Consider the following 14,391-nt stretch of genomic DNA (forward strand, 5'->3'; position numbering starts at 1 on the left):
ACGCGCGACGGGATCGTCGAGGAACTCGGCTCGGACCGCTGCCGGCTCACTCTCGGCTCCTGGTCCTGGCCCAGCCTTGCCGCCGCCATCGCCCGGTTCGACACCGAGATCGAGGTTGTCGGCCCCGCCGAGCTTGTCGACGCCTTCGGCTACCTGGCCCGCCGCTTCGCCAGGACCGCCGCCGGCCCAACCCCGGCTTGACTTCTTGATCGGGTGCGCGCTCATGCCGGCGACCGTGGGGCCTGCTGCCCACCCCGCGCCACGGACGGGGAGAAGGGCTGCCCCCGGGCAGCGCGGCTCACACGGCGACCCGACTCTGCCCTCGGCGGCGGTGCGGATACCGGCTCGGACACCTCGGACACGTCACCAACGTTCCTGGACAACCTAGTCGCCGTTGATCGGTGCTGGCCCAGCCGTGCACACGAACCATCTCCGCGTTCGACGGCGGTCACCCTCCGGGCCCGGGGCAGGCCGAGGCCATGAGCCTGGCCGGAACGGTCTCGCCGGCAAACGCCGGATTTCTGACCGCAGGTCCGTGCCGCTAATGGCGAATGTCCGCCATTTGACATGGTGCGGGAGTCGATCGAGACCCCGTTGCAGGAGTTGGCGCGCCGGGCACTGCGGGTCGAACGGTCAGGCCGCCTACGACGGTGGCGGCCCCACCAACACGGTGGGGCCGATCATCAACGACAACAACCCGCGAGACACGCTGATGATCAGGGTTGCGGCCGGCGGCCGGATCTACACCGGACCGTACAACGCCGCCACCAGCATCGGGGTCGGCGGTGCGGCATCGGACTACGTCGGCAACTACGTCTGCACCGGCGGCGCCTCGAGCGGTGAGCACTGCAGCATCCGGGTCAGCGTCGTCAACCAGTTCGTCAACATCGGCTACGTGATCGGGCCCATGATCCAGGCCAACCATGTCACTGCCGGAGCCTGCGCCGCCGCCCCGGGCGACAGCGGCGGGCCGGTGTACTCGTACCGCTCCGACGGGCGGGTCGACGCCCGCGGCACCATCTCCGCCGGGGTGACCGGCACGGCGGTCTGCCCGGGCGTCGTGCCCAACGGCTCCAGAACCGTCTGGTACACCCCGCTGCTGCGGCCGGTGTGTGACGCGCAGATCGGGTCGCTCACCTACCACGGCGGCTCGCTCATCCAGGGCTGACGCGCATCCGGCGCCCAGCCGCGACGGTCGGCGCCAAGCAGTGACCGAAGTACCTCGACCTCACCGTCCTTGGCCGCCAGGAGCCGTGGGAGGAGCCGAAGGGACGCGCGGTCCCGCTCGGCCTGCAGGTCGGCGGTCCCGCGATGCGCGTGCCCGACGAGTACGACACCTGATCGGGTACTCACCGGCCGAAGCCGCCATTCACCCGGTGGTAGTCGCCTACGCGTCAGCGCCGGCTGCCGGCCTCGGACAGGCCGCGGCGCAGCTACCGGGTGAGGACGTCGATCACGGCCTCCCGCAGCGCGAGGGCCTCGCCGCGATCTGGATGCGGCTCGTGACACCGTCGATGCCACCGGGACGGGGTCGCAGCGCTGCGGCGGCCCCGTCCTCCGTTGGTTGGCGTTACTTGGCCAGGAAGGCCAACAGGGCCTCGTTCACCTCGCCGGCGTGGGTCCAGAGCAGGCCGTGCGGGGCGCCGGCGATCTCGACGTAGTCGGCCTGCGACAGCCGCTTGTGGAACTCGCGGGCGGTGTTGTCGATCGGCAGAATGTTGTCCGCGGTGCCGTGCAGGATCAGCGCCGGCACGTCGATCTTGTCGATGTCGGTCCGGAAGTCGGTGAGCCAGGTCGGTACGACGGCGCTGGAGGCGTACCAGGAGGCACCGGCGGCGACGTTCCAGCTGTTGCGCAGGGCTTCCTCGGAGAGCCTGCTGCCCAGCGTCTCGTCCGTGTTGTAGAAGCTGCGGTAGAAGTCGGTGAAGTAGGCGTACCGGTCGGCGGTGGCGGCGGCGAGGATGCCGTCGAAGACCTCCTGCGGCACGCCGGTGGGGTTGTCCCCGGTCTTGAGCAGGAACGGCTCCAGCGAGGCCAGGAAGGCAGCCTTGGCGACCCGGGTGGAGCCGTACCGGCTCAGGTAGCGGGCCACCTCGCCGGTGCCCATGCTGAAGCCGACGAGCACCACGTTGGTCAGGTCGAGCGTCTCCAGCAGGGTGTGCAGGTCGGCGGTGAAGGTGTCGTAGTCGTAGCCGACGGTGGGTTGGCTGGACTGCCCGAAGCCCCGCCGGTCGTAGGTGATCACGCGGTAGCCGGCGTCGAGCAGAGCCGCGCTCTGCTTCTCCCAGGAGTGCCCGTCGAGGGGGTAGCCGTGGATGAGCACGACGGGCTGCCCCTGGCCGTGGTCCTCGTAGTAGAGGTCGATGGTGGTGCTGTTCTCGGTCCCGACGGTGATGTGCGGCATGACGGCCTCCCTGTCACGGTTCGGAGAACGATCGTTCTCCCGTCCTGTGGGGTAGCCTAGAGAACGGCCGTTCTCGGCGCTAGTCCCTCGGCGGGCGTCCCGCCGTGAGCGTCGTCACCAGGCCCGGGCAGAAGGAGGGCAAGCATGCCGGCGCAGGCCGACGAGACGATCCGCGAGAAGGTGCTGACCGTCGCCGACCGGCTCTACTACAGCCGCGGCATCCAGGCGGTCGGCATGGACGCCCTACGGGCCGAGGCCGGCGTCTCTCTCAAGCGTCTCTACCAGCTCTTCCCCTCCAAGGAGAGCCTCGTCGAGGAGGTCCTGCACCGCCGGCGCCGGATCTGGAACGAGCTCGTCGACGCCGCCGTCGCGACCGGCGAGACGCCCCGCGCCAGGCTGCTCGCCGTCTACGACATGCTGGCCCGCTGGTTCGACCAGGACGACTTCCGCGGCTGCGTGTTCATCAACACCTTCGGCGAACTCGGTGCCAGTACGCCACGGATCGCCGACCTCGTCCGCGAGCACAAGGCCCAGTTCCAGGCGCGCCTCGCCGAACTCATCGCCGACGCCGGCGGCCCCGCGTCGCTGGCCTCCCAGCTCGCCATCCTCGCCGAGGGGGCGCAGACCACAGCCGCCATCGCCGGCACGAGCGAGGCCGCCGGCCACGCCCGCGCCGCCGCCGCGACTCTCATCGACTCCGCGCTGGCCGGGACCACGGCGAGCTGAGAACCGGCCATGAGCACCGGAGCGTGCACGCAGGCAGAGCTTGGCTGCGACGGATCCGGCCAGGACCCGCATCCATGCAATCGGGGCGGCGGCCGGCCGCTCAGCGGGCCTTCTTCGTCGCCCGTCTGCGGGGCGGCGTCAACAGGTCGGCTATCGCCGTGATCGCGGACGGCACCAGGCGGTAGTAGGCCCAGACGCCGCGCTTCTCGCGCTCGAGCAGACCGGCCTCGGTGAGGATCCGAAGGTGATGACTCACGGTCGGCTGGGAGAGACCGAGCGGCGCGGTGAGGTCACTGACCGACGCCTCGCCCTCCGGAGCGGCCTGGATCAGACTGAGCAGTCGGAGTCGGGCCGGGTCGGCGAAGGCCTTCAGCACTCCGGCCAGCCGCTCGGCATCGGCACGTTTGATCGGCTCCCCGGCGAGCGGCGAGACAGCAGGCATAGCAGTTTTCGCAGTTACCACGTCTTGCATAGTTCCACTAACACCATCGATAGGCCGGCGGAACCGGAACAGTACCTCGATGGCGATCGTGAGGCCGGTTGCGAGAGGGGGGAGGGGGTGCGGCTCAGCGCCGATGGATGCATCGGCATCTGCACGGGGCATCCCGGTCAGCAGGTCCGGCCCGGATGGTCAGACTGGCGGCGGTCACCAGGGCAAACGCGTCCGGGTTGTCGAGCATGACGTTGTGCCCGGCGTTCGGCACCGTCAGCACCCGCACCTCCGCGGCGGTGAGGCCGTCCGGGTCCCGGACCGGGGAGCCCAGCGCGCCCTGGATGAACGTTCGGGGGATCGGTAGGCGCACCAGCATCTGCCGCATGGTGGGTCGGGTCGCCGCGACCAGATGCACCGCGCTGCGGTGCAGGCCGACCGGGTCAGCGAGTCGCATGGTGGCGGCCCACAGCGGTCCGACCCGGTCGAGGGTCTCTTCCAGACCGCCGGCCAGGAACTCGGCCTCGGTGTACGCGTTGATCCCGCCGCCGCCCACCTTCGGCGCCGGGCTCGGCTCCAGGTTGGCCTCCACCAGCACCAGCCGGCCGACGAGGTCGGGCCGGTGGTGGGCGAGCACGATCGCCACCCCGCCGCCCATGCTGTGGCCACCACGTCCGCCGCTCGGACCCCCGCGGAGTCCAGCGCCGTGGCGAGGGCGGCGGCGTGCTCGCCCAGCGTGTAACCGAAGTCCGGCGGTCGATCGCTCAGCCCGTGACCGAGCAGGTTGACGAAGAGTGACCGGTGCCCGGCCAATTCGGGGTGGGTAGCCACCGGGACGAAGCACGGCGCGGACATGGCCCCCAGGCCGTGCAGGTAGACCCGGACCGGCTCGTCGCCCGACACACCTCCACCCACCGCATCCGGGCCCCGCCCGGACCCACCGTCGCGTCACGCATCCGCCGGACGACACCTCCGCGCCGAACACCCCGGCCTCTAGATTTCTCCGGCCACCGACCTGATCGCCGCGACGTAGTCGTAGAAGCGCTGGGTCCGCTGCCCCGACTCTCTCATCGCTCGGGACAGATCACCGTCGGGGAAGAACGACTTGCGCAGCGCATGCGACAGCTCCAACTGCACTCCGGCACCTCGCTGGTTCTGGTTGCAGATGTTGCGTGGATTGGTACCGGCTATCTCCCTCGAACCCGACGTGCACCCGAACCCGCTGTTGGTCAGCGCGGTCGAGATTGCCCGTTCCAGGTCGCTGTCCACCCCGCCGAGGGCGGTTTCGGCTTCGCCGGTCGCGCCGGTGTAGCCGTGGAAGGAGATGGTTCTGTCCGCTCCGCCCAGCAGGGCAAGGCATTGCGGCTCGTCGAAATCGATGGAGGTGATGTGCAGGTCGGAGTTGTGTTGCGCCTTGATGCCGGCGAAGACGTAGGTGTCCATGAGACCGTCTCCCACGGCCAGCGCCAACTCGCCGCTGCCAGCTTCGATGCCGCCGCCGTGGATCGCGATGGCTGCCCACGACGTCGTGGGCACGTTGAGCACCGTCCGGGTGTAGTCAACGCCCTCTTCTTCGACGGCGGCCAGCTCGGCGTAGCTGTCGTACCGGTCGCCCACCATCACCCCCGTTCAAGACGCCGGCCCAACCCCGGGCGTCGCGAGACGTCGACGGGTCTGGCCAGCGTCGGCTGCAGCTGCCGACCGTCGCGCTCAGCTGTCGCTCACCGTTCGCAGCCTAATCGAAGGCCAAGCGGTCGGACCTGGGGAAATGCCCCATTCGTGGGACGAACCCCTGACGGTGGGCCCGCCCGTTCGGCTGTCAGTGCCGGTCGGGCGGACCGCAGCCACCGTGCTGATTCGCCTGGTCGACCAGTTCTCGTACGGCATCCCGGTACGCCGGCTGAGTGTGGTAGGGCCAGTGCCGCTCAACCGGCGGCGGCACGGTGTCGGTCGGGTCGATGGTCAGGCCGCAGGGGTCGGGGAGCCGGACATCCACTGCCCTCGCCCCCGCGTGCGCGTAAGGCGGACCGTTGTCCGGTCGCCGGTCGAAGATCGGTCCGGCGATCGGGTCGGTGGCCCGCCACAGGTTCCGCCACCGCCAGTCGAGCCGTTCGCCGAGTTCGCACAGCGTCTGAGGGCCGAAGTAGGCGGGGTAGAGGAGGGCGTAGATGCGGTGCAGGGGCGAGCCCGGCGTGAGCAGTCCTACCCGGCGTCGGACGGTCGGCGGCAGTTGCAGGATGGTGGCCGCTGCGAGGATCGAGCCGTGGCTGTGTCCCGAGATGATCACGACGCCCTGCCCGGCGAGCGCAGAGACGCGCTTGGCCAGCTCGGGCACCGCTCGGGCCGCGTAGCACGGTGGCGCGAAGGGGTGGACCGTGCGAGGCCAGAAGTTTCCCAGGTCCCACAGCACCGCCACCAGGCGTCGGGCCTCGGCTGACCGGTAGGCGCGCAGACCGAGGATCAGCAAGCCGATCACCAGGAGGCTGATGATCCAGACACCGGCGTCGGTCAAGTACGCGGCGAGGAGGGTGTCCGTCTGGTGGTCCGCACCGAGCCAGGCCGCGACCTGGGTGGGGCCGATTCCGATCAGGTCGAGGGCGATGGTGGCCAAACCGAGCGAGGAGATCAGGAAGAACGCCACCAGCATGGGTCCCAGCTCCTCGGTCACGTGTGATCGGGCGATGGTCTTCCGCACCACTGCCAACCTGGGCGCCGCATCCGCCGGAGCATCCGGATAGTCCTGCTGGACGATGCGGTCGGCGAGGGCGGCGCGTCGTCGACGGCTGAGCAGCAGTCCGGTCGCCCCCGCCGCAGCTACCACGACGAGCGCTGCGAGTCCCGCGAGCGCGGCCCACCAGTAGCCGACGGGTGGGTCCAGCGGGGCAGCGCCCGCCGGACCGGGAACCGGACCGGGAACGGAGCCGCGGTCGAGCAGATCAGCAACCCGGTAGACCAGGGCGGCGGCGAAGGCCTGACCGGCGATCACCGACGCCGCTGCCAACACCGGCGTTCCGAACGAACGAAGGAAAGGCCGGATCCCCGGCACGGTCCGCCGCGACCGCGCGAACGTGACGGCAGCCAGCACGACCAGCAGACCCCCCTGCGCCGCGATCAACGTGGCGGCTGCCCCCTCGTAGCCGGGCAGTTGCCCGATCACCGGCTGGGCGGGCCGGGTGAGGACGGCGTAGCCGAAGCTGAGAACCGTCACCCCGACCGTGGCCACCCAGAGGGGGCGCAGGAGCGAGCGCACCCGCTCGCGGCTGGCCGGCACGGGCAGGCACAGCATCACCCCGCAATAGGCCAGCAGGGCGAAGGCGGCGAAAAGCAGCAACCTGGCTCGGCCGTCGCTGCCAGACAGCCCGCCGAGCAGGCCGGCGTCGAGCGTGGCGACGCCGATCCCCAGGTGAATGTGGCGCAGCCAGGCCGGCGTGCGCTCGTCGTCCCAGAAACCGGGGTCCGTGAGCCCGTCGGCGGGCGCCGTGTCCGGATGCGGCTGCCGGCCGAAGCCCTCGAACGTCCGGGCGGACCGCACACCGAGGCCCCAGATGACGCGCAGCGCGACCAGCGGGATGATCGACAGCACGGCCAGGCGGGCGCCGACCGGCAGGGCATGCAGCCACGCCAGGTACGGACGGCCGTCCCGGCACTCGTCGTACGGCACGCACTGCCAGCCCACCAGGTCCAGCGTGACGCCGATGACCGACAGGACGAAGGCGGCGGTGAGACTGCCGGCGAGCAGCCGGCAGACCGTGCAGAGCAGACGGAACCGGTCCGTCGCCGTCGGGCGCATCCACACCGCGACGTTGACCAGCATGAAGGGCAACAGCAGAAGCATCGACGCCGTCCGCACCGCGGCGCCGGCCGTCAGCGCACCCCAGCGGTACGCCTCGACAGCGACCCCTTCCGTCGCGCCGCCGCCCGCGCCCGTCCCGGGTCGGATCCGATAGAAGCCCGCATTCTGGTCCCCGGCGACGCGAACCACGATGGGATGGTCGAGAATCCTCTCCGCAGTCCCGCCGGAGATGCCGTGCACCCTCAGCTCGACTGCCTCACACCCACCTGCGGTACCCACCCGGACAGGTTCACAGACGAACTCTGCTCCTGCGGCACAAACTGCGCGAGACACCCGAGCCCTCCTGATCGTTGAGCCAATACCCCCCGAGCCGGGGCTGTTGCTGAACTGGAGGACCAAGTGCCGGACTATCCGAAGGCGATCACCCCGGGCGACCGCGTCGAACCGGCGCCCCGCCGGATCCGTGCCTACCTCGCCGGCGAACTGGTGCTGGACACCAGGCGGGCGCAGTACGTGTGGGAGTGGCCCTTCTACCCCCACTACTACATCCCGGTCGCCGACGTGAACCGCAGCCTCCTGGTCGACGAGCACCGCACGGAGCGGATCCGATGTGGGACCGGGCGGGTGCACGGGCTGCGGGTCGGCGAGACGCCCCGTCCTTCGTCCGCCCGGTGGTACGGAGACGACGCGCTGCCCGGGTTGGCGGACACCGTCCGGTTCGACTGGGCCGCGATGGACAGCTGGTTCGAAGAGGACGAGGAGGTCTTCGTGCACCCCCGGAATCCGTATGCCCGGGTGGACGCGCTGCGGTCCACCCGCCGCGTACGGGTGGAACTCGACGGGATCGTGCTGGCCGAGTCGGCGTCGCCGGTGCTGGTCTTCGAGACCGGTCTGCCGACCCGCTACTACCTCAACCCGACTGAGGTGAACGTCGGGTACCTCGTGCCGTCGGAGACCACCTCCTCCTGCCCGTACAAGGGCCGGACCAGCCGCTACTGGTCCGTACGCGTCAACGGCAGGGTCCATCCGGACCTGGCCTGGTCGTACACCTTCCCCACGAGCCCGCTCCTGCCGATCGCCGGGCTGATCGCCTTCTACAACGAGAAGGTCGACCTGATCGTCGACGGGGAGCGGCTCACCCGGCCGAAGACGCACTTCTCCTGATGGCGCCTGCCGGCCACCGGGCCGCAGCTTCCAGCGGCGCCCGGCCCCATCCGGTTCCGACCGCGCCGGCAACGTCGTCGACCAGACCATGATCGACGCGTACGGCCTGCGCTGAGCCGGCGTCCGCGCGGGTGGGCCCCCTCACCCGCGCGGACGCCCCGTCGCCCGCCGGGCACCGAAGATGGGGCAATCTGACAGACGCTGTCGGGGAGCGGGTCAACTATCGGCGGTCGCCGGCTCGCCGAGCAGCGCGCGGATCTCGTCCGCCTCCGGATCGCCGAGCTCGTCGAATACGGCGAGCGCCTGGCGCCAGCAGGACCGGGCCCGGTCGGCGTCGCCCAGTTCGCCCAGTGAGCGTCCCAGCGCCAGTAGCGTCCGCGCCCTGCCGTGCTCGTTGCCGGTGGACATGTGCAGCCGCACCGCCTCGCGGAAGCGCAGGATCGCCCGCTCGTGATCGCCCAGTTCGGCGTGCGCTTCGCCGAGGTTGGCGATGCAGATGGCCTCGGCGTACCGGTCACCCGCGTCGCGCATCGCCGTCAGCGCCTCCTCGTGGCGGGCGATCGCCTCGCCGGGTTGGCCGAGCAGGACGTGGCATTGGGCCATGTTCTGCAGTGCCACGCCCTCACCTCGCCGGTTGCCCCGCAGCCGGTGTTCTTCGCGGGCGAGGGCGAACGTCGCCAGCGCCTCATCGGGGCGGCCCGCCTCGGCGTGCGCGACGGCCAGGCTGTTCAGGCTGGTGGCTCGCCAGTCCCGGTCGCCGCTGGCCTCGTGCAGTCGCAGCGACTTCTGGTACAGCTCGATGGCCTCGGCATAGCGTCGGCTCTCGCACAGCGCGGTCGCCAGGCTGGCCAGCAGCGCTCCCTCAGCCCGCTGGTCGCCAACGGCACGGGTAGCGGCAACTCCGATGCGGGTCGCCGTCCGCCAGTCCTCCCGGCGCTTGGCGATGTACCAGTACGCCGATGCGGCCAGCGCGATCCGCCACGCGTGCCCAGACGCCCCGCCGGACGCCGCCGCGCGGATCACCGGGACCAGGCTCGTCCGTTCGCTCTCGCACCAGCTCAGCGCGGCCTGGTAGGTGTCGACGCGCATCGGCTCGACCAGGGCTGGCGAGGCCGGGTCGAAGTGCGGCCGGTGCGGCTGCAACACCCGGCCCGCGGCGCTGACCGTGTGCAGGTACCAGTCCAGGAGCCGGTCGAACGCCAGGTGCCGTTGCGCCGCGTTCTCCGGCGCCTCGGCGAGCTCCCGGGCGTACGCGCCCACCAGGTCGTGGAACTGGTAGCGGTCCGGCGCCGGAAGCTGCAGGAGGCTGGCCCGGTGCAGCTCGGCGGCCAGCTCCCGGGCCCGCGGCACGTCGATGCCCGCGAGCGCCGCGGCGGCATGGACGCCGACGCTTTCGCCCGGGTGCAGTGCCAGCCGCCAGAACAGCTCGGCGGCCGGTGGTGAAAGCCAGCGGTACGACCAGGAGAAGACGGTACGGAGGTTGGTGTCGGGGCCGTCGGGCCCGGCGAAGGCGTCGAGCCGGCGTCCCTGCCGCAGTTCCCGGAGCAGGTCGCCGAGCGGCCGGTCCGGTAGGTCCAGCGCGCGGGCGGCGACGATACGGATCGCCAGCGGCACGTGGCCGCAGTAGTCGGCGAGTGCTTCCCGCTCCTCGGGTCGGGACCGGTGCAGGCACCCGGCGACCAGGTCCACCGACTCGACCGGGTGCAGCGGTGCGAGGCTGAGCGGCACCGCCTGCTCGCGTACGACGAGCCCCGTCAGCCGGCGGCGGCTGGTCACCACCACCAGGCCGGTCACGTTCCCCGGCAGCAGCGGCCGGACCTGCGTGGCGTCGTAGGCGTTGTCCAGCACGATCAGCAGCCGCCGGCCGTCGGTCAGGCTGCGCATCCGCCCGCTCTGGGAGTCGACCGTGGGCGGGATGTCAGACGGTGGCACGCCGAGCGAGAGCAGCAGTCGGGGTAGCGCCTCCGCCGGCGTCATCGGGGTGTCACCGGGGCTGAACCCCCGCAGGTCCAGGTAGACCTGGCCGTCCGGGAAGTCGCGCCGGTGCAGGTGGCCCCAGTGCAGGGCGAGGGCCGTCTTGCCGATCCCACCCATCCCGTCGATCACGACGATGCCGGGACCGCCGGCGCGCCGGACGGCGTCGAGCTGGCCGTCCAGCGCGGCGAGTTCGGCGCGCCGGCCGACGAACTGGCCGTGTGCGTGAGGAAGCTCGGCAGGCCGTACGGGTGGGTTGGCGGGGGCGCGCCGCGGCAGGTCCCCGGCCAGCGGGTCCGGTGGGACCTCCAGCGTGGGGTCGGCCCGCAGGATCGCGGCTTCCAGCTGCCGCAGTTCCGGTGTGGGATCGAGACCGAACTCGGCGACCAGCCGGGCCCGGAGGTCGCGGTAGGTCCGCAGGGCCTCGTCGGTACGTCCTGCCCGGTGCAGGACCAGCATGAGCTGTCCATGCAGCCGCTGCCGGAAGGGATGCTCAGCGACCAGCTTGGTCAGCTCGTCCAGCGCCTCCCGGGACCGGCTCAGTCGGATCCGTGCCTCCAGGCGGTCCTCGACCGCCGTCCACATGACCTCGCGCAGGCCGGCGCAGAGCCGGTCCCGTACGTCGGTCGGGGCCACGTCGGCCAGCGGGTCGCCCCGCCACAGCGACAGTGCCAGGTCGAACAGCTCGACCGCTCGCGCGTCGTCGGCCTGCCGGGCCCGGGCGACCAGGCCGGTGAAGCGATGCACGTCGACCGAGCCCGGATCCACGCGCAGCAGGTAGCCCGCACCGGTGTGCAGAATCTCGGGGCCACCGGGCGAGCCGGCATCCATCGCATGGCGGGCGCGGCGCAGGCAGGCGCGCAATCGGGAGACGAGCGCCTGGAGCGTGCCCCGGGCAGAGGCCGGCGGGCCGGACCCCCAGACGAGTTCGACGAGCCGGTCCACCGCCACCGGGCGACCGGGTTCCAGCAGGAGCAGCCCGAGCACCAGGCGCTGCTGTCGGGAGCCGAAATCGACCGACGTGCCGGCGACGTACGCCTCGACCGCACCGAGGACCCGGAACTCCACCTGGTCACCTCCCCGGCCGTCCATTATGGCCGCCCGGGCACAAGCCGTCTGCAGGCGTTCTGCAACCGGGCGGAATGATCCTTCGCGCAACGGATCTCACGAGGATCGATTCATTGGTGGGAACGCCTCCACCTCTCTATCCAACTAGGACCGATACGGACTCGCGTCCACTGGGGAGGTTCATCGTGCCTGTACTCGTACGCCGCCTGCGACCGTGGCTGGTCGCGGGCGGCGACGCCCTGCTCGCCGCGGCGCTGACCGTCGCCGTCTGCTGGCTGGTGCTGCGGTCGCTCGCCGGCGGCGCGGCCGGGCCGGTGGGCGCCTACCTGGCCGGCGACCTGACCGGTCTTGCCGCCGCCGTCGCCGCGAGCACCGGCGCGCCGCTGGACTGGAGCATCGGCGCCACGGGCGGCCGGCTGTATCCGATCTCGATGCTGCTGAACGGCTCCCAGCTGGCGCTGCTGGTGGCCGGCCCGCTGGCCGCGGCGGCGCTGCTGGCCTGGCGAGCGCGCCGCCGCCCGCGGTCGCTCGGTCAGGCCGCGCTGGTCGCCGGCGGCTACGCGGCCCTGATCGCGGGACTGTCCGCCGCGGGCGCCGCCACCGCGACGGACCCGCTGGTACACCTCGCGTCGCCGGCCTGGATCGCCGCGCTGGCCGCCCTGGCCTGGGCGTCGACCGCCCAGCTGGCCGCGGCCGCGCTGCCCCGGCGCGCGGCGCGGGGTCTGGTCACCCCGGCCCGGGCCGGCGCGCTCGCCCTGGTGCTGGTCGCGGCGGGCATGGTGGTCGGGCCACCGGCCGCGGCACAGCCGGCGCGGCCCCCGGCCGAGCGGGTGGTGCCATTCGTAGGCGACTCGACGCAGCCGCCCAACGGCTACCGCCGGGCCGGGGTCGCGTCCGCGATCGCGCGGGTCGCGGCCGAGCAGGGACACACGCCGCTGGCCGCGTTCGAGCCGTGGCGCGGGACGCCGTCGATGCTGAGCCTGTCCAGCCGCCTCGGCGGGGACGTGCCGGGCTGGCTGCGGCGCAACTCCGACCTGTTCGGCGTGGCCGACGCGAGCGCCCAGCTACGGCCGCTGCGCGAGCAGCGCGAGCGCACCGGCGAGCGGCACGTGTGGTTCGAGCAGCACGTGGGCGGGGTGCCGGTCTACGGCTCCCGGGTCGGCGTGCACCTGGACGCCACCGGCCGCACGGTGGAGTTCCTGACCAACTCGCTGGAGCCGGACCTGATCGTGGACCGGTTCAGCGCCACGGTCAGCGCGGAGACCGCGGCGGCCAACGCCCGCCGCGCGCTGCCGCACGGCTCGCTGGTGGAGCCGGCGAAGCTCTACCTGCTGCCGGCCGGGGCGGATCCGGGCCGGCGTACGCCGACCGTGCTGGCCTGGCATGTGTGGCTCACCGACGCCGATCAGGGCGTGTCGACGTCGTACTTCGTCGACGCGGTGACCGGGCGCCTGGTGTACGCGCTGCCGCGCGCCGCGCACGCCAAGGACCGGCGCATCTACGACCTGAACAAGCTCTCCGACGACAAGGTGCCGGCCTTTCCCAAGCGCGCGGAGGGCGACAAACCGAGCGGCATCCAGGACGTGGACGAGGCGTACGACAATCTCGGCCACACCTACGACTACTACCACCAGACCTTCGGCCGGGACAGCTTCGACGACGAGGGCGGGCAGCTGCGGGCGCTGGTCCGGGTACGCCGGGACCCGGACGAGCCGATGCGCAACGCCGCGTTCGTGCCGGACGTCATCGACACCATGCTGTTCGGCGAGGAGATGACCAAGCTGGACGTGGTGGCGCACGAACTGACCCATGGGGTCACCTTCGAGACCGCCGACCTGTGGTACATGTACCAGTCCGGGGCGCTCAACGAGAGCTTCTCCGACATCTTCGCCGAGGCCGTGGAGAAGTTCGCCACCGGCAGCAACGACTGGCTGGTCGGCACCGGCATCCCCGGCGGTGCGCTGCGCAGCATGGCCGACCCGCCGTCGTACGGCGATCCCGGCCACTACCGCGACTTCGAGCGCAGCTGCCTGGACCTGGGTGGCGTGCACACCAACTCGGGCATCCAGAACAAGGCGTTCTACCTGCTGTCCCAGAAAATCGGCATCGACAAGGCGGCCCGGATCGCCTACCGCACCCTGACCACCTACCTGGCGCCCCGGGCCCGGTTCACCGACTCCCGGGTCGGCTTCATCGAGTCGGCCAACAAGCTCTACGGCAAGGGCTCGACCGAGGCCAAGGAGGCGGCCGCCGCGTGGACGGCGGTCGGCGTCGACGGCGTGTACGAGCAGGACCGGCAGGACTGCCTGTGCATCGCCGACACGTCGCTGACCGGGGTGGGCCCGGAGGGCCTGGAACCGCAGGGCCCGGGCGTGGACGCGGTGCTCGGCGCGCTGCTGCACGTGCGAGACCTGTTCGCCGACGGGCGCACCCCGGCGCTGCGGCACTACGAGGTCGTCTACGCCCACAGCGCCGACCGGGCCATCGCGCTGATGACCGCCGACGACGACCTGCGCCGGCGCACCGCCCACGCGATGCAGACGCTGCAACCGGTGCTGCAGGCCGTCAGCACCCCGGACGGTGACACCGCGGTGGTGACGGCGGAGATGCTCACCGAGGTGGAGACACTGCTGCGAGACTACGCGGCCGCCGACCGGGCGGCCGGTGGCGGCGAGCTGGCGTCGATCATCGAAACCGAGCTCGGCAAGGCGAACCTCCCGGCACTGTCCGGGCTGACCGCCAACCAGGCGCTGTCGTACCTCGACACGCACGTCGGCTGATTCCTTCTCCGGCGGTGGCGGGCGCACACGCGCTCGCCACCGCCGCACGCCC

The 14,391-nt window shown here is 71.7% G+C and carries 10 protein-coding genes and 2 pseudogenes; 5 read left to right on the forward strand and 7 right to left on the reverse strand.

Features of this window, described 5'->3' with window-relative positions; all coding sequences use genetic code 11:
* Both ACVCAH_RS30205 and ACVCAH_RS30210 read left to right on the forward strand, forming a co-directional pair.
* Positions 1 to 201, forward strand: a pseudogene (locus ACVCAH_RS30205) (transcriptional regulator); the annotation flags it as partial.
* Between the two features lie 511 nt (positions 202 to 712).
* A complete protein-coding gene (locus ACVCAH_RS30210) occupies positions 713 to 1,168 on the forward strand; it encodes a hypothetical protein (protein WP_447139637.1) in 456 nt (151 codons plus the stop codon).
* 402 nt (positions 1,169 to 1,570) lie between these two features.
* Here ACVCAH_RS30210 and ACVCAH_RS30215 read toward each other — a convergent pair whose 3' ends face one another.
* Positions 1,571 to 2,404, reverse strand: a complete 834-nt coding sequence (locus ACVCAH_RS30215) for an alpha/beta fold hydrolase (RefSeq protein WP_447139638.1) — start codon at positions 2,402 to 2,404, stop codon at positions 1,571 to 1,573.
* Positions 2,405 to 2,548: 144 nt separating this feature from the next.
* Between ACVCAH_RS30215 and ACVCAH_RS30220 the strand changes: the two genes are divergently transcribed.
* A complete protein-coding gene (locus ACVCAH_RS30220) occupies positions 2,549 to 3,130 on the forward strand; it encodes a TetR/AcrR family transcriptional regulator (protein ID WP_447139639.1) in 582 nt (193 codons plus the stop codon).
* Positions 3,131 to 3,230: 100 nt separating this feature from the next.
* Here the strand turns inward: ACVCAH_RS30220 and ACVCAH_RS30225 are convergent, their stop codons facing one another.
* From ACVCAH_RS30225 to ACVCAH_RS30245, 5 genes and pseudogenes are all read right to left on the reverse strand, one after another.
* Entirely contained in the window at positions 3,231 to 3,572 is a 342-nt protein-coding gene (locus tag ACVCAH_RS30225; protein ID WP_447139640.1) for an ArsR/SmtB family transcription factor, read from the reverse strand.
* 124 nt (positions 3,573 to 3,696) lie between these two features.
* Positions 3,697 to 4,218: an alpha/beta fold hydrolase gene (locus ACVCAH_RS30230; protein ID WP_447139676.1), complete on the reverse strand. Its 522-nt coding sequence runs from the start codon at positions 4,216 to 4,218 to the stop codon at positions 3,697 to 3,699.
* A 65-nt stretch (positions 4,219 to 4,283) separates the two neighbouring features.
* Positions 4,284 to 4,415, reverse strand: a pseudogene (locus ACVCAH_RS30235) (alpha/beta fold hydrolase); the annotation flags it as partial.
* Positions 4,416 to 4,553: 138 nt separating this feature from the next.
* Entirely contained in the window at positions 4,554 to 5,180 is a 627-nt protein-coding gene (locus ACVCAH_RS30240; protein WP_447139641.1) for a poly-gamma-glutamate hydrolase family protein, read from the reverse strand.
* Between the two features lie 199 nt (positions 5,181 to 5,379).
* Positions 5,380 to 7,752, reverse strand: coding sequence for a hypothetical protein (locus tag ACVCAH_RS30245; RefSeq protein WP_447139642.1), 2,373 nt, complete (start codon positions 7,750 to 7,752; stop codon positions 5,380 to 5,382).
* Here ACVCAH_RS30245 and ACVCAH_RS30250 point away from each other — a divergent pair, their 5' ends adjacent.
* Positions 7,753 to 8,517, forward strand: coding sequence for a DUF427 domain-containing protein (locus tag ACVCAH_RS30250; RefSeq protein ID WP_447139643.1), 765 nt, complete (start codon positions 7,753 to 7,755; stop codon positions 8,515 to 8,517).
* A 216-nt stretch (positions 8,518 to 8,733) separates the two neighbouring features.
* Here the strand turns inward: ACVCAH_RS30250 and ACVCAH_RS30255 are convergent, their stop codons facing one another.
* The gene (locus tag ACVCAH_RS30255) at positions 8,734 to 11,559 is read right to left on the reverse strand and encodes an AfsR/SARP family transcriptional regulator (RefSeq protein WP_447139644.1); all 2,826 of its coding nucleotides are present in this window, start codon (positions 11,557 to 11,559) and stop codon (positions 8,734 to 8,736) included.
* Positions 11,560 to 11,744: 185 nt separating this feature from the next.
* Between ACVCAH_RS30255 and ACVCAH_RS30260 the strand changes: the two genes are divergently transcribed.
* A complete protein-coding gene (locus tag ACVCAH_RS30260) occupies positions 11,745 to 14,339 on the forward strand; it encodes a M4 family metallopeptidase (RefSeq protein WP_447139645.1) in 2,595 nt (864 codons plus the stop codon).
* Positions 14,340 to 14,391 lie beyond the last annotated feature (52 nt).

Source organism: Micromonospora sp. LZ34, assembly GCF_052981855.1.